Below are 18925 nucleotides of genomic sequence, written 5' to 3'. Positions count from 1 at the left end.
CTGCAAATGAAGGGGGACATGCAGATGAGACAGCATATTGTAGTGGTAGATGATGATGATAAAATTATTTCTTTATTGAGAAGAAGTCTAGCATTTGAAGGTTATGAGGTGACAACGGCTTCTAACGGAATGGAGGGACTAAAGGTACTTCTTAAGACAGAGCCGGATTTGCTTATTCTTGACGTTATGATGCCTCAAGTAGATGGCTGGGAGGTTTGCAGACGTGTGCGGGAGAGCGGAAGCACGGTTCCGATTATGATGCTTACTGCAAAGGATGACATCGTTGACCGCGTTAAAGGGCTTGATCTGGGCGCAGATGATTACCTTGTTAAGCCATTTGCGCTTGAGGAGCTTCTTGCACGGGCGCGTGCATTGCTGCGCCGTAAATCCGATAAGATTGATCAATCTAGCAATCAGCTTCTTTATGAAGATTTAATATTGGATATGGATGCGCGGGAAGCCGTTCGCTCTGGACGCCGAATTGAGCTGACCTCCAAGGAATATGATTTGCTGCTGCTATTTATGCAAAATCCGCGCCGCGTGCTCACTCGCGATGCGATTATGGAAAAAATATGGGGCTATGACTTTAGCGGAGAATCGAATGTGCTGGAGGTGTATATTGCGATGCTGCGCCAGAAGGTAGAGGATGGAGGAAAAAATAGACTTATTCAGACGGTTCGCGGCACCGGCTACGTGCTGCGCGGAGAGGCAGGTTAAGCAATATGTCTATCAGACTTCGGCTAACGCTTTGGTATTCGGGCTTGCTTGCTGTGACTCTGCTTGTTTTTGGCGTTACAATTTATTTGTTTATCAATTGGAATACTTACTCCGATTTAAAAGAGCAGCTTAAAGTACAGGATCGCAATATAGTAATTACAGGCGGAACCAATTTTCTGGATCAACTTGATTTGGATGTGGATCGTCAATCGCGAATTGAAGAGAAAGACATGTATATCCAGATTGTAAACTATAAAGAGGGTGCGATTAAGCAATCCTATAATTTACGACAGCTGGAATACGTTATTCCTTATGCAGATTCTTCTACGAATCCTGAGAAGGGGATAGTCAAGCTTCAAGTAGAGATTGGTAAGGTGAAGTACAGCATGCTGGTCCATCAACGTCCGATCTATTTAAGTGATGGAACATTAGTCGGGCTACTTCAGGTAGGTACAATCCCTTACAATGAAGAAAGATTTCTAGAAGGAGTCCGCACAACGCTTATTTTTGCGTCTTTAATTGTGGTCCTTATTGCATTCACTGTCGGTTTATTTATAGCGCGACAAGCACTGCGTCCTATTGAGAAGGTTATACAAGCCACACAGCAGATCGAGAACGGCGCTGATCTCAGCATGCGGATTCCTGCTATGGGTCCCAAGGATGAGATTGGAAGACTTGTAAGCACGCTTAATGTTATGCTAGCTCGATTAGAGATGGCCTATAATGAGCTCGATGACGCATATAAGGCGCAGCGCAGATTCGTATCCGATGCGTCACATGAGCTGCGTACGCCGCTTACCACGATTCGAGGCAATATTGAGCTGTTAGAGCGAATGTGGAATAAGGTTCGGGAGTCAAATAGCACTTCTAATGCTGAAGAGTGGATGCCGCTTGATTTGGAGCGCTGGGAGATGTCTAAGGAATCGATGAGCGATATTTCTGCTGAGGCTACTCGTATGAGTACTTTAGTCAACGATTTGCTTGCGCTTGCAAGAGCTGATGCAGGCTATACGATGGAGATGACAGCGCTTGATTTAGTGCCGCTTACAGAGGAGGTTGTTCGTCGCGCCCAACTGCTCCCTCGTACAGCTGTATGGCAGGTAGGGGATCTCTCTGCACTAGAAGGAGTACGGGTGAATGCCAATCATAATTATTTGCAGCAGCTGCTGTTTATCTTTATTGAAAATGGCTTCAAGTATACGCCAAAGGGCTCTATTGAGCTGGCTGCTGTAAGGAATGAACAGCAAATCGGTTTTATCATTCAAGATACAGGCATTGGCATGAATCCGGAAGAAATTCCGCATATTTTTGAACGCTTCTATCGGGCGGACGAATCCCGAGGGGTAACCGTTGGAACGGGTCTTGGCTTATCGATAGCGAAATGGATCATTGATGAGCATAAAGGGTCTGTAGAAGTGACAACTCGTGAGGGATATGGCACGAAGTTTACGATCTGGCTGCCAATAGTCTTTGCTGACACGTCTCATTCGTCTATAATGGTAATAACGGATGAATTGCAGTAATTATTATGATGACGTATATCCGGTCAGAAAGCAGGTGCTACAAGTGGAAATCGTTAGAATATCACCGCGTGGCTATTGTTATGGCGTTGTTGATGCGATGGTGCTGGCTTTGCAGACAGCCAAAAATTTAGAGCTGCCGCGCCCTATTTATATATTAGGCATGATTGTTCATAATGCTCATGTAACGGAGGCATTTGAGCAGGAGGGCGTTATTACGCTGGACGGCGAGAATCGTCTTGAGATTTTGGACCAGATTGAGCAGGGGACTGTTATATTTACTGCACACGGCGTGTCGCCTGAGGTACGTCAGCGTGCTCGTGACAAAGGGCTCTCCGTCGTGGATGCGACTTGCCCAGATGTGACTAGGACACATGATTTAATACGCAACAAATCAGCCGAGGGCTACCATATTATTTATATTGGCAAGAAGGGCCACCCTGAACCGGAGGGTGCCATTGGTGTTGCACCGGAGCAGGTTCATCTCATCGAGCGTGAAGAGGAGATTGCTTCACTCGAAGTACCTGAAGGAAAGATTCTCATAACCAACCAGACGACCATGTCACAGTGGGATATTCGCCACATCATCAGTCGCCTTCAAGAATGTTACCCTACAGCTGAGGTTCATAATGAGATTTGCTTAGCGACTCAGGTGCGTCAAGAGGCCGTTGCGGAGCAAGCGGGCGAAGCGCAGCTATGTATCGTAGTTGGAGATCCTCGCAGCAACAACTCTAATCGGCTTGCTCAGGTGTCTGAGGAAATTGCAGGGGTTAAAGCGTACCGAGTGTCCGATGTGTCTGAGATTAAGCAGGAGTGGCTGAAGGGTGTCGACCGAGTAGCTGTAACCTCAGGCGCATCTACGCCTACACCGCTTACAAAAGAGGTTATTACCTATTTGGAGAAGTATGATCATGCGAATCCGGCGACGTGGGAAATTGAGCGTACCGTCAAAATGAATAAGCTGCTTCCGAATATTCGTGTTAAGTCGACAACCTCCCCAGCAGCAACTGCAGTCGAGGAGAAGTCGGAATAATACAAACCACCGATATGAGGTTTAATATATTTTGCATGAGATGACATACATGCAAAATATGTTGGCCTCATATTTTTTTAAACAAATGGGTTGACGAGTGAGGACTATTCTTGTATATTTACTTTAGTGATTAAAAGCGTAGAAGCTAAAAAGCATAAAAGCTATAAAGCGAATAAGCGTTGAAGTGCGAATGAGTGGAAAATATATGTTTACGAAGTAAGTTTTTTTAAAAAAACTTTGGAGGAGTGATCCATATGATCGTTATAACAAATGCAAACATTGCGGAAGAGCGGATTAGTGAAATTGTTGCCCATATTGAAAGAGCCGGTGTACAGGCACATGTATCGAGAGGGACGGATCGCACGGTCATCGGCATTATCGGCCAAGCTGAGCCAACGCTAGCCGAGCATTTGCGTCAGATGAAGGGTGTAGACAATGTCATCAAAATTTCTAAGTCCTACAAGCTGGCCAGCCGTGATTTCCATCCAGATGACACAGTCATTGATATCAAAGGGGTGAAAATTGGAGGAAGCAATCTCGTTATTATGGGCGGCCCATGTGCGGTTGAAACACCGGAGCAAATCGATGAGATTGCTCGCTTAGTGAAAGCAGCTGGCGGTCAGGTATTGCGTGGAGGCGCGTTTAAGCCGCGCACAGGGCCTTATAGCTTCCAAGGCGTAGGGGTAGAAGGTCTCGTAATGATGGCTGAGGCAGGGAAGAAGCACGGGCTTCTGACGATTACTGAGGTTATGACGCCGGAGTATGTTGATGTTTGTGCGGAGTATGCGGATATCCTTCAGGTGGGCACACGGAACATGCAAAACTTTGATCTGCTTCGCAAGCTGGGAACGATCCAGACGCCAGTTCTGCTCAAGCGTGGATTTAGTTCAACCTACGATGAATTTCTAAATGCTGCCGAGTACATTTTGGCAGGCGGAAATCCGAATGTTATGCTTTGCGAGCGCGGTATTCGGACGTTTGAAACCTATACGCGGAATACGCTCGATTTAACAGCTATTCCTGTACTGCAATCATTGAGCCATTTGCCTGTAATTTCAGATCCAAGTCACGGTACGGGGCGTCGCGAGCTGGTAGAGCCAATGTCCAAAGCATCGGTAGCTGCCGGTGCCAATGGTTTGATCGTAGAAATGCATACCGATCCTGACAACTCGATGACCGGTGACGGCGTACAATCATTGTTCCCTAACCAATTCGCTAATCTGCTCAAGGATCTTGAGAAGCTTGCTCCGATCGTGGGCAAACAATTTGATACACCAAAAGCGCCGGCCGAGGCATTCGAAGAATGGAAAATTTAAAGTAGGCTATCGAAAAAAGAATTCCGTCATTGTTAAAATGACGGAGTTCTTTTTTTATTTGCGATAATGAATTATAAAAGCTGACATGGGAAAAAAGATAGATTAGCCTATGCTGCTAAAGGGCTGTGAGGTTTTTTGAGTTTATTATTCAGATGGTATTTGTGACTTACTGTTCAAACTTGTAAGTATACCTAACATGAATTCAAAAAATACCTTACATAGCTATTGACGGAGATTGAAGGCAAGTTTTATAATAACGTCATGGATTTGGAGAAATACTTGAACAATAACTGTTCATAATTACGCTAATGTTCGGAAGTGGAGGAAATTATAATGTCAGTTCAAAATGTTTTGGACAATATTAAAGAAAACAGCATTATGTTCGTGGATTTCCGCTTTGTAGATTTACTTGGTCATGCACATCATATCACGCTTCCTGCTGCTGAGGTGGATGCTGATACTTTTGTAAACGGAGTAGCTTTTGACGGTTCTTCAATTCATGGTTTCCGTGGTATTGAGAATTCAGATATGGTTATGATGCCAGATACGGAATCTGTGTTCTTTGATCCTTTCACAGATCATCCTACTCTAAACATTATGTGTAATATTCATACACCTGAAGGCGATCGTTACGACCGCGATCCGCGCAGCATTGCTCAGAAGGCTGAAGAATATCTTCAAACTACGGGAATCGGAACGACAGCATTTTTTGCACCAGAGCCTGAGTTTTTCATTTTCGACGAAGTTCGCTTTGAAAGCACGATGAATTCTTCATCTTATGTTGTTGAATCCGAAGAAGCTGGCTGGAATACGAATCGCAAAGAAGAAGGCGGAAACCTTGGTTCGAAAATTCCGGTGAAAGGCGGCTATGTTCCTGTAGCGCCAATTGACTCCCAACAAGATATCCGCAGCGAAATGGTTCGCCTATTGCAGGAATCAGGCCTTCGCGTTGAGCGTCATCACCATGAAGTTGCAACTGCCGGTCAAGCAGAAATCAACTTCCGTTTTGACACATTGACAAAAACAGCTGATAATCTTTTGAAATTCAAATATATTATTCACAACACTGCTCGCCAATACGGAAAAACGGCTACGTTCATGCCGAAGCCGATATTCGGTGACAATGGTAGCGGTATGCACGTTCATGCTTCTATCTTTGACGGCGACACTCCTTTGTTCTATGACAAAGGCGCTTATGCAAACCTAAGCGAAATGGCTATGCACTACATCGGCGGCGTACTTTATCACGCTCCAGCCCTGATCGCAATTACTAATCCAAGCACGAACTCATTCAAACGTCTTGTACCTGGTTACGAAGCACCGGTTAACCTTGTATTCTCTAAAGGTAACCGTTCCGCAGCAGTACGTATTCCGATTGCTGCTGTAACTGCTAAAGGCTGTCGTATTGAATTCCGTACACCGGATAACACGGCTAACCCTTACCTTGCGTTTGCAGCTATGCTGCTTGCTGGTTTGGACGGTATTAAGCGTAAGCTTGATCCAGTTGCTCTTGGTTATGGTCCTTTCGACAAAAACATTTACGAATTGCCTGAAGAAGAGAAAAAGGAAATCCGCAGTGTTCCTGGAACGCTTGACGAGGCGCTTAACGCTCTTGAAGCAGACTCTGAGTTCTTGACAGAAGCTGGCGTATTCTCGCAAGATTTCATTGACAACTATGTTGCAGTAAAACGTGCAGAAGCAAAAGCAGTAGCTATTCGCATTCATCCTCATGAATTCAGCCTTTACTACGATTGTTAATCAATCGTTAAGAAATATAAGAAACGGGTCCTATTGGGACCCGTTTTTTTATATATTTTGAATGAAAAATGTATAAAATCCGAATGTTTATGTCGAGAAAACGACATACGTTCGACTTTTAGTTATTTTAATATGAGGAATATACTTGATGCGGACCTCCAAAATTGCTATCATAACGATATTATAATAAAGATGCAAAAGGTGGTTATCTGAAAATGACACGAGCGTTTAATTTTAATGCAGGACCAGCGGCAATCCCGCTTGAGGTGCTGAAGCAGGCACAGGAGCAATTTGTTGATTACAAGGGTGCGGGCATGTCTATTATGGAAATGTCCCATCGCAGCAATCTGTATGAGGACGTTAATAATGAAACACAAGCCTTGCTTCGTGAATTGTTCGGCGTACCAGAAAACTATGAGGTACTTCTCTTGCAAGGCGGAGCCAGCACGCAATTCGCGATGCTGCCGCTTAATTTTCTAACAGCCGGCAAACAAGGCGCTTACGTAATGACTGGAGCATGGGCTGAGAAGGCGCTGAAAGAAGCGAAGCTTGTCGGAGATGCGGTTGTTGCCGCTTCGACAGAAGCTGACAAATTTATGCGCATGCCGACATTGTCGGAAATTGTAGTTCCTGACAACGCTGCTTACTTGCATCTTACTTCTAATGAAACGATTGGCGGAACGCAATTCAAGGAATTCCCTGAAACAGGAGATGTGCCTCTTATCGCCGATATGTCGAGCGATATTTTGAGCAGACCGATTGATGTGAGCAAATTTGGCGTAATTTATGCAGGCGCACAAAAAAATCTCGGACCATCTGGCGTTACAGTCGTTATTATACGCAAGGATCTTGCTGAGAATAGCCCTAAGACGATTCCAGCTATGTTCCGCTACGCTACACATGCAAAGAGCAAATCGCTCTATAACACGCCACCGTCTTTCTCTGTGTACATGATGAAGCTTGTACTGGAGTGGATCAAGGAAAAGGGCGGCGTAGCTCAGCTTGATCAATTCAACCATGACAAAACGAAACTAATCTACGATGCGATCGACCAAAGCGGCGGCTTCTATAGCGGCTGCGCACAGCCACAAAACCGCTCGCTCATGAATATTACGTTCCGCATTCAAACGGAGGAGCTGGAGAAGCAGTTCGTTAAAGAATCGGAGAAGGAAGGTTTTGTAGGCTTGAAGGGACATCGTGATGTCGGCGGTCTAAGAGCTTCCACCTACAATGCAGTTCCACTGGAAAGCTGCCAGGCACTTTCGCAATTTATGCTTGATTTCCAAAAGCGCAACGGGTAATCCTTTTAAAGAAAAAACCTAGCAAAGCTAAAGGGGTTGTTCCAAAAGTAGATAAAACTACTTTGGAACAACCCCTTTTTTTGAAATATTGGAAGAAAATAGTGGGAAATGAAGTTTTAGCGAAGCGAGAAGATCGTTCTGGAGAAACGGAGTGTTCGCCTTTGCAGCTGGATTCTTACCTTCAAATGTCTTAGGAAATCAAAGAATCTGGCTGCAACAGCGATCGTAAGAATGATCTACTCGCGCAGCGTCTAAAAAAGTGAATTTCTAGTTCAATTGGATACGCAAGCTAAGCTAAGGAGCCTTCTGCTAATTGAGGTCCATTCATTTTGTAGCCAACATTGCGAACGGTCATGATATACTCAGGCGTTCGCGCGTTTTTCTCGATTTTGTCACGCAGATGGCTAATATGAACGTCGACTATTCGAGTATCACCAAGAAAATGATAATCCCAAACGCCATGAAGCAGCTGCTGGCGACTAAGCACCTTTCCTTTGTGGCGGCACAGGAATAAGAGCAGCTCGAATTCTTTTGGCGTAAGCTCTACGGGCTTTCCATCAATGAAAACCTCCCGCTGCTCAACCTTGACCTTTAAGTGGCCAATCTCGAAAGCAGTCTCCTCGGTTATTCCTGGCAGTGATTGCATGCGGCGCAATATCGCTTGTATGCGGGATACGAGTTCTTGCGGGCTAAACGGTTTAGTCATATAATCATCAGCACCGTTGTCTAGTCCAGCTATTTTATCTGTAACATCCTGAAGTGCGGTAAGCATAACAATTGGCACGGCGTTGCTCTGCTTACGCAGCTCACGACATACTTGGATGCCGTCCATTTTGGGAAGCATAAGGTCAAGAACAATCAAGTCGGGACGAAAAGGCTTTAGTATGTCGAATACAGCTTCACCATCACCTACGCAACGCACATCATAGCCTGCTAGCTTTAAGTTAAATTCAATCAGCATTGAAATGGATGGTTCGTCATCCACAACCAATATTTTTTTTCGCAAGGTTCAGCTCTCCTTCATGTTTTCAGCCTATTATGCTTTCTATTATGACGGTGTAAATTATGCCTAAGATTAACGGCACGTAAAGTGAGTGTAAAAATATTCGTTATTTTCGTGTATAATTATCAAAATGAGAGGTGAGATAGAACAGCATGGCATTTCATATTGTTTTGGTAGAGCCGGAAATTCCGGCAAACACAGGGAATATTTCGCGCACCTGCGCAGCAACAGGCACGATTTTGCATTTAGTTAGACCGCTCGGCTTCGATACGGACGACCGTACGTTGAAGCGGGCAGGTCTTGATTATTGGCATTCTGTCCAGATCGAGTATCATGATTCCTTCGATGAGGTGCTGGCAGGCTACCCGGAGGGACGTTTTTTTTATGCCAGCACGAAAGCAAAAAAAACCTATTCACAGTTTGAGTACAAGGATGGGGACTTTTTCGTTTTTGGCAAAGAAACGAAGGGGTTGCCGGAGGAGCTTATTGAAGCGAATATAGATAGCTGTGTAAGAATGCCGATGACGGATACCGTTAGGTCGCTTAACTTATCCAATTCAGCAGCAATCTTCATTTATGAGGCGCTTAGGCAAAATGATTTCCCGGGACTAAAATGAAAAAAGATTAAAAATTATACATTTTATGTAATTTTTATCTTTTGGAAACATTTTTTTGTTGCAGGATATTAAGAAATTATGAATTAATGAAGGATATACGGATAAGCCATCGAAACACTATAACGCAGAGGTTTCTCATCAATGACATGCGAAACCAGACACAGAAGAGGTGAAAGTGATGAAACCAGCAGGTGTAGTAAGGAAAGTGGACCAACTCGGCCGTATTGTCCTACCAAAATCATTACGTAAACGTTATTTGATGAACGAGGGCGACCCAGTAGAAATATTCGTCCAAGGTGACCATATTATTTTGGAGCGTTATCGTCCGAAATGCGTTTTTTGCGGCTCTATGGCTGAGGTGCGTGATTTTAAGGATCGTTATGTATGTGGCGTATGTATGGAAGAAATGGCAGTTATTCAGCGCTAATAAGCGTTAATGCTTGCTATTTTAACGAAATAAAGCTTCCGGCTAGAGCATCTATGCTCGGCAGGAAGCTTTATTTCGTTTATAAATAATAAAGAAGTATAGGAACATGCCCTATACTTCTTTATTATTTAGCGTGGAGCAAGCCGGCAAGATGCTTAGCTTACAGTCCACTTGTTTTGTCTTCATTGTAGGAGCTGGTCAGCATCGCAACAATGAACAAAGTAAACACAGTCATGACAATAATAAAGTTCATCTGTGAGACACCTCCAAATATGCTGTCTTTATTATAACCAACGTTAGACAAAAAGAAAACTTTAAAAGTTGTGAACACATTGTTAACATAGAGAAGATAAGCATAGCGAGCAATAAAGCTTGCAAGGAGGAGTATTGGATATGAATTATCGTTTTTCATCTAAGGTAGCACAGCTAAAGTCTTCTGCGGTTAGAGATATTTTGAAGCTTACACAGGGGAAGGATATGATTTCGTTTGCTGGAGGACTTCCAGCGGAGGAGCTCTTCCCTGTACAAGCGGTGCGTGAAGCTGCTGATCGCGTATTTGCGGCAGGAGCGGGCGCTTTGCAATACGGATTAACTGAAGGGTATTTGCCGCTGCGAGAGCAGCTCTGTGAGCGTATGGCAGCTAAGCAAATGAATGTTAACCCTGAGCAAATGATTTTGACCACAGGCTCGCAGCAAGCCATTGATTTATTAGTTGGCGTACTTACAGAGCCAGGGGATTCGATTTTGGTTGAGAAGCCGACCTATTTGGCAAGCTTGCAGGTATTTGCGCTGCATGGGCTCAAAGTTATTGCGGCAGAAAGCGACGAGGATGGCATCATTCCAGAGGATGCGGAGCGCCTTATTCGCGAGCATCGTCCGAAGCTTCTTTATGCTGTGCCGACTTTTGGAAATCCGACAGGCCGTGTCTGGAGTACGGAGCGTCGAAAAAAGCTTCTGGCCCTATGTAAACAAAATGAAATGCCGATTATTGAGGATGATCCTTATGGTGATATTAAATTTGATGAAAATGAACAGTTTCCAACGCTGCTATCGTTAGATGGCCAGGTGGAGGGAGGAACTGTATTCTATACGAGCACATTCTCAAAAACAGTAGCGCCGGCACTGCGTGCAGGCTGGGCAATCGGAGACAGCAGCGTTATTAACATGGTGGCGAAAGCTAAGCAAGCGGCAGATTTGCATTCAAGCGCGATCGACCAGCAAATTTTGAGCCAGCTGCTTAAAGGTTTTAATCTTGATGATCACATTAAGTTAATTTCCAAGTCCTATGGCGAGCGCATGCTCGAAATGCATGAGCTGTTAAAACGGCAAGGGCTTCAGGATGTATCCTGGGTAAAGCCGAAAGGTGGAATGTTCCTATGGCTAGAGCTGCCAGAGGGGCTGGACGCAGAGGCGCTGCTTCGCTGCGCGGTTCAGAAAGGTGTGGCGTTCGTTCCGGGCAGCTCCTTCTACGCCGATCAGCCGCAGCGCAACACGGCTAGACTGAACTATACGTATAATTCCGGTGCACGCACGGAGCAGGGGGTTGAGCGCTTCGTAGAAGCGCTCAGCGAGTTCACGGCGCGGAGTTAATCGAAGCTACCCAATCAGCTATGACCTCGCCATATTCAGTCAGTGCAGCTGCGCCTTCCGGGCGCAGGCTGTATTTGCCGCGCTCGATGCGATCGAACCAGCTGTAATAATTTTTGCGAAGCGTATCTCCGCTGCGGCTGTAGCCGGTCATGGCTGCTACCTCGCGAGGCGCGAGCGGGCCAGCGATATGAAGCGCGTAGGCGCAGCGCAGCGCCTTCTCGCGATAAGCGGTAACGAGCTTGCGGCCGGTACTGCCGCCAACGTTGTAATCGCCGCTGCGCTCTCTGAATTCATTCAGCAGCTGCGCCTGCTTCCTGCGCCTGGCGCCGCGCTGCGGCGGATCACCAGGCTGGCACAGCAGCTCGATGACCGGCGGCTTTGTTTTGTAAAAAGTAACGGTCATGAGTCCAAGACCGAGCATTCTGCATAGCTCAGTCAAATCACCAAATCGTTGGTTGTGGGCGCCGCTCTTCTTGCGGTTTCGTTCAACGGCAAGCACGACATGACTGTTTAATCGAAGACGTTCAACCCCTTGCAGAAGCAAGGCGAGGTTGAACGTTTTTTTCATTTCCACAATAACGATATCGGAAAGCTCAGGATGAATCGCAACTAAATCGCAATGCAGCACTTCGCTTTTTACGGTGAAGCCAAGCTGCTCGTAGTATTTTTTTATAGGCTTATAGAGCTCTTCTTCTCGTTGAACTGCCAATGTTCCGTCTCCTTCCCGATCGATTCTATCGATGCTTTTGATCCCATTATAACAAAGGATTTTGTATGCTTGTCGTAATTTGATGGATGATGGACAAAAATAGTGTGCAATTATCTCCTCGAATAAGCATAGGAATGTAGTATCTCAATAAAAGTTGGCATCACTCGATAGAGCGTCTAGAGACAAATCCCGGGCGTAGAAAGAGTAGTGGAATGCGGAAGCGATGGGAGGAGGCACGGTATGGACATTTTCAAGCGAATATCGGAGTATCAAGCTGAAAGCGAAAAGCTTTCATGGACAGGAACATTTAAGGAGTATATTGAACTGCTCAGAGAGGACCCGTCCCCGGCCATGACTGCACATTCACGCGTTTATGAAATGATTGAATCTCATGGGGTAGAGGACGCAGGGGGGCACAAGCAGTACAAATTTTTTAATCAAGAAATATTTGGACTGGATCGTGCAATTGAGAAGCTAGTTGAGGAATATTTCCATTCCTCGGCACGCCGGCTTGAGGTGCGTAAACGGATTTTGCTGCTGATGGGTCCGGTAAGCGGAGGGAAATCAACCATTGTTACAATGCTCAAAAAAGGGCTCGAGAGCTTCTCCAGAACAGAACGGGGTGCCGTTTATGCTATTAAAGGCTGCCCGATGCATGAGGATCCGCTGCATCTTATCCCTCATGAGCTTCGCCCTGATATTGAAAAAGAGCTCAGCGTTCGAATTGAAGGTAATTTATGCCCTTCATGCCAAATGAGACTTCAAACGGAGTACGGCAGCGATATTGAAAATGTTCTCGTGGAGCGTGTATTCATTTCAGAGGACAATCGTGTTGGTATTGGGACATTTAGCCCTTCTGATCCCAAATCACAGGATATTGCTGATTTGACGGGCAGCATTGATTTCTCAACGATTACGGAGTTTGGCTCGGAGTCCGACCCGCGTGCTTATCGATTTGATGGAGAGCTCAACAAAGCGAACCGCGGCTTGATGGAATTCCAAGAGATGCTGAAATGCGATGAGAAGTTTTTGTGGAATTTGCTCTCTTTGACACAGGAAGGCAACTTTAAGGCGGGCCGCTTCGCTCTAATTTCTGCCGATGAGATGATTATTGCTCACACGAATGAATCTGAGTATAAATCGTTTATTAGCAATAAGAAAAACGAAGCTCTTCATTCCAGGATGATCGTTATGCCGGTGCCATACAATTTGAGAGTATCCGATGAGGAGAAAATTTATAAGAAGCTGATTGCACAAAGCGATATGCGCCATATCCATATTGCGCCGCACGCCTTGCGAGCAGCAGCTATTTTCTCCATTCTTACACGGCTTAAAGAAACGAAAAAGCAAGGTATGGATTTAGTGAAGAAGATGCGGATGTATGATGGGGAGGAAGTAGAGGGCTTTAAGGAAGCAGATTTGAAGGAGATGCAAAATGAATATTTGGAGGAAGGCATGACGGGCATTGATCCGCGCTATGTCATCAACCGAATTTCCAGTGCATTGATTAAACAGGATACACAATGCATTAATGCGCTTGACGTACTGCGTGCTCTCAAGGAGGGGCTCGATAGTCATCCTTCTATCACAAAGGAAGAACGTGAGCGGTACTTAAACTTCATATCGGTTGCGCGCAAGGAATATGACCTGCTGGCGAAAAAGGAAATTCAAAAAGCATTTGTTTATTCGTATGAGGAGTCTGCACGAACCTTATTTGAGAACTATTTGGATAACATTGAGTCTTATTGCAATTGGGCGAAAATTAAAGATCCGCTGACTGGCGAGGAGATGGACCCGGATGAGCGGCTTATGCGTTCCATCGAAGAGCAAATCGGCGTTTCTGAAAATGCCAAAAAAGCATTCCGTGAAGAAATATTAATTCGTATTTCCTCGTATTCGCGAAAAGGCAAAAAATTTGATTTTACTAGCCATGAGCGGCTGCGTGAAGCGGTGGAGAAGAAGCTATTCGCCGACTTGAAGGACATTGTGAAAATTACAACGTCTACGAAGACACCTGATGAGAGCCAATTGAAACGAATCAATGAAGTTACCAAGCGCCTGATGGATGAGCATGCTTATTGCCCAGTTTGCTCCAATGAATTGCTGCGTTATGTCGGAAGCCTGTTGAATAGGTAATCGAGCAGCGCGAGCTCAGCAGAAGCTGATAGACGAATGTCTATCAGCTTTTCTGTACGGTCATGCGTTTAAAAAGAAATTTAATTGCCCATACTATTTCTTATATGTTTTCCGATATAATAGGTGTTAGTGAACGAGTATACACCGAAGGAGTCGGGTTATTTGATTAAATTATCAGCAGAGCGTTTGAGACAGATTGAGTATATTGGCATTACAGAACGGGATTTAAAATATCTTGCTGAATGCAGACCTATTTTCCAGAAGATTGTTGATGAAGTGGTGGACCGATTTTATGAAAGCGTAGGCAAGCAGCCCCAATTAGTTGAGCTTATTTCCAAAGTCAGTACGATTGATCGTCTTAAGGAAACACAGCGGTGGTATTATATGTCGCTTACCGATGGAGTCATTGATCAAGCATTTATTGATAATCGTATAAAAATTGGCGATGTTCATTCTCGAATTGGTTTGACGACAGATTGGTATCTAGGTACATATATGACTTATTTGGACATATCAACAAATGTTTTGCAAAGAGTTCTTCCAGACAGTTGGCAGGAAGTCGTACATACTTTGACGAAGATGTTTAATCTAGATTCACAATTTGTATTGGAAGCCTACAACAAGCAAGAGCAGTTGAAAATTCAGGAGCTTGCGGATGACCGCTCCGCAATGCTCACTACGGTGACCAGTGCAGTGCAGGAGCTTGCTTCGCTTATGCTTGAATTGGACAAGGGTGCGCAATCCATTGCGGCAACTGCTATTTCAACCTCGCATTCGCAGGATAAGACGCATACACTAGTAGGAGAGCTCCGCGTTGAGCTTGACGGCATTCATGAAATGGGCACGTTAATTCGTGGGATAGCCGATCAGACGCATTTGCTCGGTCTTAATGCTGCGATTGAGGCTGCAAGGGCAGGCGAGCATGGGCTCGGCTTTGAGGTAGTAGCCAATGAAGTGCGCAAGCTTGCTTCATCGTCCCGGAATGCGCTTGAAGGTATACAAGCGAAGCTTGAGGAGATTGATAAGAAGTTATCCTCGGTGCGTAAGGAATCCGAACAAACCTCGATTGAAGCACGCGACCAAGCGGCTCGGTCGCAGGAGCTTGCAGCGTTTGTGAATATGGTCGATAAAGTTACAAGCGATTTGCAGCAATTAAACCAATATTAGAATGATACGCAGCTTAGAAAAAGCAGGAATTCTCTCATTCGGGGGTTCCTGCTTTCGTGTTATATAAGTTGACATACATTACCTAATTCAGTATGATAATCTTAACAATAAGAAGCGCATATCCCACTAATGTTAAGTTTTTTAACTAGTTATGTAACATATCATCGTAATTATTCACCGATCTACACCCATTTGGTATATTGCTCATCATGGAGGAGGCGGTTGTCATGTCGACGGCCAAACAGTCGCAATCGCAATATTATGATTCCCAATCTTTTTACGATGAAATGTTCGAAAAGGACTTATCTGTTCGAGCGCACTATGATAGTGTGCATAGATTATTCGGGAAAATCAAACCGGCAGAGCTGGCGATTCGTCAAAATGCAATTAACCAAAGAATGCTGGAGGAAGGGATTACGTTCACACTTTACAGCGAATCTCAAAACGAGCCGCTGGAGAGGACTATTCCTTTTGATTTCATTCCCCGCGTCATTCCTAAACATGAATGGGAAGTGGTTGAACGCGGGGTAAAACAGCGGATACGCGCGCTCAATGCATTCCTTCATGATGTTTATCACGGACAACGAATTGTATCAGATGGTATCATCCCTCGGCAGATGATTGTTTCAAATACTTATTTTCGACCGGAAATGGCTGGTCTACATGTTCCCTGCGGTGTATATATTACAGCATCGGGTATTGATTTAATTCGTGATGAAAAAGGCCGTTATTATGTTCTGGAGGATAATTTGCGATCTCCTTCCGGTTTTTCTTATCTTTTTAAAGGCAGGACGTTAATGAGCGAGCTTTTCCATGATTTATATTTATCGAGCTCCGTTCAAAGCATTGACCGCAGCTTAAATTGCTTTTTGAGCTCGCTTCGTGCTTTATCCCCTAATGGCAATCGCGATCCGCTAATTGTACTGCTTACCCCGGGTGCATATAATTCAGCTTATTATGAGCACACCTTTTTGGCGCAGCAAATGGGTATTCATCTCGTAGAGGGAAGGGATCTTGTCTATAAGGATCATAAAATATATTTGCGCGACTTGCGCGGTCTGCGCCAAGTAGATGTGATCTACCGCCGCATAGACGATGATTTTCTTGATCCGCTCGCATTCCAGCCAGACTCCGTTCTAGGCGTTCCGGGATTAATGAATGCTTATCGCGCAGGAAATGTTGCGATAGCAAATGCGCCTGGTACAGGAGTTGCTGACGACAAGGCGGTTTACGCATATGTTCCAGACATGATTCGCTACTATTTAGGTGAAGAGCCCCTCCTGCAAAATGTTCCTACCTATATTTTATCGCGCGAGGAAGAGCGTAAATATGTGCTGAATCATTTGAATCAGCTGGTAGTAAAGGAAACCTCGCTGTCAGGCGGATACGGCATGTTGATTGGACCATGTGCAACTTCAAAGGAAATTCAAACGTTTGCCGAGGCTATCGAGCGCGAGCCTGGGCGATATATTGCACAAACGACGATGATGCTCTCTCGGGCGCCTGTTATGGTGGATGGCGGCATGACGCCTCGTCATATTGATTTACGCGCATTTGCATTGATGGGAGAAGAGACACATGTCATTCCGGGAGGTTTAACCCGAGTTGCAATGAAGGAAGGCTCTCTTGTGGTCAATTCATCTCAAGGCGGCGGAGTCAAGGACACTTGGGTTCTTAATCGATAAATAAATTTGGAGGGAATGCGATGCTGAACCGGAATGCAGAGGCATTATTTTGGATTGGTCGTTATATGGAGCGTGCTGAAAATCATGCCAGGCTGATTGATGTTCACTATCACTTGCAGGTGGACGATGAGATGGTCAGCATCGAAGGAAAGCTTAATGCAGAAGCATCCGAGCCCTCCTACTCCAAGTGGGTAAGAATCGTTGATGCCTTAGGCAGTCGGGAAGCTTACGAGCAGCAGTATGGCAGCTATAATGAGCGAGATGTCCTCTTTTATACGACGCTTGATCGGGATAATGCGAACTCGCTTGTCTCCTGTGTCAGTCATGCCCGCGGCAACCTCCGCACGCTTCGCGAGAAGGTGCCAAGTGAGATGTGGGACGCGACAAATGGTTTTTATTTGTGGCTGAGGGAGAAGCAGCCGGATGACCTGTTGAATGAGTCTCCACATTTGTTTTTTGGGCGGATCAAGGAATGGACGGCATTGTTCCAAGGTGTAAGTCAATCGGTTATGCCCAGAGAGAACGAATGGCATTTCATTGAATGCGGCCGTTACTTGGAACGCTCGGAAAATACGCTGCGAATTATAAAAGCAGTAGGCAATGCGGCAAGCGGAGAGGGCTTTAATAGTGCGAGTGCCTATTCTTATTTGCAGGCTGTGCTTCGTTCTGTCAGCGGCTACCAAGCATTTCGCCGTTATTATGCAGACGGGATTTCAGTTGAAGCGATCGTTGAATTTGTTGTCCTAAATGATGCGTTTCCGCGTTCTCTCCATTTTGCGCTTCATACGCTTGATGATCATATGCGGGATATCGAGCTGCAGGATAAACAGCTGCGCACCGCACATGAGCGCGTGCTCCGTCAGGTAGGCAAGGTGAAGGCTGATTTGGCTTGTCTCGAGCGGGAGGATATGGTAATTGATCGCAGCGGCACGATCGTTGCGCATCTGCTTGATGCTTGCCAGCAGCTTGGTATGTCGTTTGCCAAAACCTTTTTTCGAATGGGGGAGGCAAGCGCATGAAGCTGAGTATATCTCATGTGACACAGTACGAATACGCAGAATCGGTTACGGACAGTGTCAATGAAATTAGACTGACACCCAGCACGAATGAGAGACAATCCTGCTATCAGCAGGCCATTTCCATTGAGCCGAATGCTTCGTTATTTACGTATGAGGATTATTTCGGCAACCGTGTCCATGCTTTCTCGGTCAATGGTCCACATAAGCGGCTTACGATACGCACTCAAATGACCGTTGTAACGAAGCAGGCGCCTTCTTCGGAGGAGAGAGCGCAATATTTAAGCAAACGCCCAGTAGAGCAGGCGTGGGGCTGGCTGCAAACAGAGGATGCGGCTAATCGCTTTACTGAATTTCTGCTTACGACAGAATACACAGCCGTTACCGAAGAGGTTGAGCAATTTGCGAATGAGCTGGAAGGCTTAACCGAGAGCGGCCCGCTGAGTGTATTGGACTGGCTTAGTGCGTTATCGACCAAAATTCGCAATGAATTTATTTATGATCCGGAAGCGACGGATGTGAAGACAAGAGCGTCAGATATGTTTTTGAGCAAACGCGGCGTTTGTCAGGACTTTGCTCATTTGATGATTGCTAGCTGCAGAGCGTTTGGCATACCTTCCAGATATGTGAGCGGGTATCACTTTGTAGGCGATTTACAGGGCGGAAGCGCTGATTTTGAGCAGGCCTCTCATGCATGGGTGGAGGCATTCGTGCCTGGCCTTGGCTGGTGCAGCTTTGATCCTACGAATATGGACCCTGTTGGCGAACGGTATGTGAAGCTTGGACATGGACGGGATTATAAGGATATTGTGCCAGTTAAGGGTGTATATCGCGGAACAGGCGAGCAAATTTTGCATGTCGCCGTGGACGTCACAAATGTTGAGGATTAATACATGAATATTCCAATGTGAAAAAGGAACGGTAAGCCGC

The 18925-nt window shown here is 45.4% G+C and carries 16 protein-coding genes; 14 read left to right on the top strand and 2 right to left on the bottom strand.

Annotated elements, in window-relative coordinates:
- Window positions 1-24 precede the first annotated feature (24 nt).
- The 6 genes from MHI37_RS22195 to serC all read left to right on the top strand — a co-directional run bounded on the left by MHI37_RS22195 (window position 25) and on the right by serC (window position 7645).
- A complete protein-coding gene (locus tag MHI37_RS22195; protein ID WP_076337228.1) occupies window positions 25-717 on the top strand; it encodes a response regulator transcription factor in 693 nt (230 codons plus the stop codon).
- Between the two features lie 5 nt (window positions 718-722).
- Window positions 723-2240, top strand: a complete 1518-nt coding sequence (locus MHI37_RS22190; protein ID WP_076337227.1) for a HAMP domain-containing sensor histidine kinase — start codon at window positions 723-725, stop codon at window positions 2238-2240.
- Between the two features lie 43 nt (window positions 2241-2283).
- Window positions 2284-3270 carry a 4-hydroxy-3-methylbut-2-enyl diphosphate reductase gene (locus tag MHI37_RS22185; protein WP_076337267.1) on the top strand — a complete coding sequence of 329 codons (987 nt, stop codon included), beginning with the start codon at window positions 2284-2286 and terminating at the stop codon, window positions 3268-3270.
- A gap of 254 nt (window positions 3271-3524) precedes the next feature.
- Window positions 3525-4586: a 3-deoxy-7-phosphoheptulonate synthase gene (aroF, locus tag MHI37_RS22180; RefSeq protein ID WP_076337226.1), complete on the top strand. Its 1062-nt coding sequence runs from the start codon at window positions 3525-3527 to the stop codon at window positions 4584-4586.
- A gap of 333 nt (window positions 4587-4919) precedes the next feature.
- A complete protein-coding gene (glnA, locus tag MHI37_RS22175; RefSeq protein WP_076337225.1) occupies window positions 4920-6344 on the top strand; it encodes a type I glutamate--ammonia ligase in 1425 nt (474 codons plus the stop codon).
- Between the two features lie 215 nt (window positions 6345-6559).
- Window positions 6560-7645, top strand: coding sequence for a 3-phosphoserine/phosphohydroxythreonine transaminase (serC, locus tag MHI37_RS22170; RefSeq protein ID WP_076337224.1), 1086 nt, complete (start codon window positions 6560-6562; stop codon window positions 7643-7645).
- 289 nt (window positions 7646-7934) lie between these two features.
- Here serC and MHI37_RS22165 read toward each other — a convergent pair whose 3' ends face one another.
- On the bottom strand, window positions 7935-8651 hold the full coding sequence (locus MHI37_RS22165; protein WP_076337223.1) for a response regulator transcription factor: 717 nt from the start codon (window positions 8649-8651) through the stop codon (window positions 7935-7937).
- Between the two features lie 149 nt (window positions 8652-8800).
- Here MHI37_RS22165 and trmL point away from each other — a divergent pair, with 149 nt between their 5' ends.
- The 3 genes from trmL (at window position 8801) to MHI37_RS22150 (ending at window position 11282) form a co-directional block, all read left to right on the top strand.
- A complete protein-coding gene (trmL, locus tag MHI37_RS22160; RefSeq protein WP_076337222.1) occupies window positions 8801-9265 on the top strand; it encodes a tRNA (uridine(34)/cytosine(34)/5-carboxymethylaminomethyluridine(34)-2'-O)-methyltransferase TrmL in 465 nt (154 codons plus the stop codon).
- Between the two features lie 178 nt (window positions 9266-9443).
- Entirely contained in the window at window positions 9444-9692 is a 249-nt protein-coding gene (locus MHI37_RS22155; protein ID WP_076337221.1) for an AbrB/MazE/SpoVT family DNA-binding domain-containing protein, read from the top strand.
- Window positions 9693-10085: 393 nt separating this feature from the next.
- Window positions 10086-11282 (top strand): PLP-dependent aminotransferase family protein, encoded by a 1197-nt coding sequence (locus tag MHI37_RS22150; protein ID WP_076337220.1) that lies wholly within the window; start codon window positions 10086-10088, stop codon window positions 11280-11282.
- Here the strand turns inward: MHI37_RS22150 and MHI37_RS22145 are convergent.
- Window positions 11266-11991, bottom strand: a complete 726-nt coding sequence (locus MHI37_RS22145; protein WP_076337219.1) for a DUF2161 family putative PD-(D/E)XK-type phosphodiesterase — start codon at window positions 11989-11991, stop codon at window positions 11266-11268. The genes MHI37_RS22150 and MHI37_RS22145 overlap by 17 nt on opposite strands.
- A 240-nt stretch (window positions 11992-12231) precedes the next feature.
- On the opposite strand from MHI37_RS22145, the gene MHI37_RS22140 reads away from it, so the two are divergent.
- From MHI37_RS22140 to MHI37_RS22120, 5 genes are all read left to right on the top strand, one after another.
- Window positions 12232-14127, top strand: coding sequence for a PrkA family serine protein kinase (locus MHI37_RS22140; protein ID WP_076337218.1), 1896 nt, complete (start codon window positions 12232-12234; stop codon window positions 14125-14127).
- A gap of 162 nt (window positions 14128-14289) precedes the next feature.
- On the top strand, window positions 14290-15294 hold the full coding sequence (locus MHI37_RS22135) for a globin-coupled sensor protein (RefSeq protein ID WP_076337217.1): 1005 nt from the start codon (window positions 14290-14292) through the stop codon (window positions 15292-15294).
- Window positions 15295-15521: 227 nt separating this feature from the next.
- Window positions 15522-16979, top strand: coding sequence for a circularly permuted type 2 ATP-grasp protein (locus tag MHI37_RS22130; protein ID WP_076337216.1), 1458 nt, complete (start codon window positions 15522-15524; stop codon window positions 16977-16979).
- A gap of 20 nt (window positions 16980-16999) precedes the next feature.
- On the top strand, window positions 17000-17998 hold the full coding sequence (locus tag MHI37_RS22125; RefSeq protein ID WP_076337215.1) for an alpha-E domain-containing protein: 999 nt from the start codon (window positions 17000-17002) through the stop codon (window positions 17996-17998).
- On the top strand, window positions 17995-18885 hold the full coding sequence (locus MHI37_RS22120; protein ID WP_076337214.1) for a transglutaminase family protein: 891 nt from the start codon (window positions 17995-17997) through the stop codon (window positions 18883-18885). Before MHI37_RS22125 ends, MHI37_RS22120 begins: the two co-directional genes overlap by 4 nt.
- Window positions 18886-18925: the final 40 nt, after the last annotated feature.

The sequence above is a fragment of the Paenibacillus sp. FSL H8-0548 genome (assembly GCF_038630985.1).
Taxonomy (GTDB): Bacteria; Bacillota; Bacilli; order Paenibacillales; family Paenibacillaceae; genus Pristimantibacillus.
The sequence above is the reverse complement of the archived record's forward strand: the minus strand, read 5'-3'. Positions and strand labels throughout refer to the sequence as shown.

Bases quoted from the DNA above. Each gene is read 5' to 3' on its own strand.
- serC (WP_076337224.1), top strand. From the start codon at position 6,560: ATGACACGAGCGTTTAATTTTAATGCAGGACCAGCGGCAATCCCGCTT.
- trmL (WP_076337222.1), top strand. From the start codon at position 8,801: ATGGCATTTCATATTGTTTTGGTAGAGCCGGAAATTCCGGCAAACACA.
- MHI37_RS22190 (WP_076337227.1), top strand. From the start codon at position 723: ATGTCTATCAGACTTCGGCTAACGCTTTGGTATTCGGGCTTGCTTGCT.
- MHI37_RS22195 (WP_076337228.1), top strand. From the start codon at position 25: ATGAGACAGCATATTGTAGTGGTAGATGATGATGATAAAATTATTTCT.
- MHI37_RS22150 (WP_076337220.1), top strand. From the start codon at position 10,086: ATGAATTATCGTTTTTCATCTAAGGTAGCACAGCTAAAGTCTTCTGCG.
- MHI37_RS22155 (WP_076337221.1), top strand. From the start codon at position 9,444: ATGAAACCAGCAGGTGTAGTAAGGAAAGTGGACCAACTCGGCCGTATT.
- glnA (WP_076337225.1), top strand. From the start codon at position 4,920: ATGTCAGTTCAAAATGTTTTGGACAATATTAAAGAAAACAGCATTATG.
- MHI37_RS22130 (WP_076337216.1), top strand. From the start codon at position 15,522: ATGTCGACGGCCAAACAGTCGCAATCGCAATATTATGATTCCCAATCT.
- MHI37_RS22125 (WP_076337215.1), top strand. From the start codon at position 17,000: ATGCTGAACCGGAATGCAGAGGCATTATTTTGGATTGGTCGTTATATG.
- aroF (WP_076337226.1), top strand. From the start codon at position 3,525: ATGATCGTTATAACAAATGCAAACATTGCGGAAGAGCGGATTAGTGAA.
- MHI37_RS22120 (WP_076337214.1), top strand. From the start codon at position 17,995: ATGAAGCTGAGTATATCTCATGTGACACAGTACGAATACGCAGAATCG.
- MHI37_RS22140 (WP_076337218.1), top strand. From the start codon at position 12,232: ATGGACATTTTCAAGCGAATATCGGAGTATCAAGCTGAAAGCGAAAAG.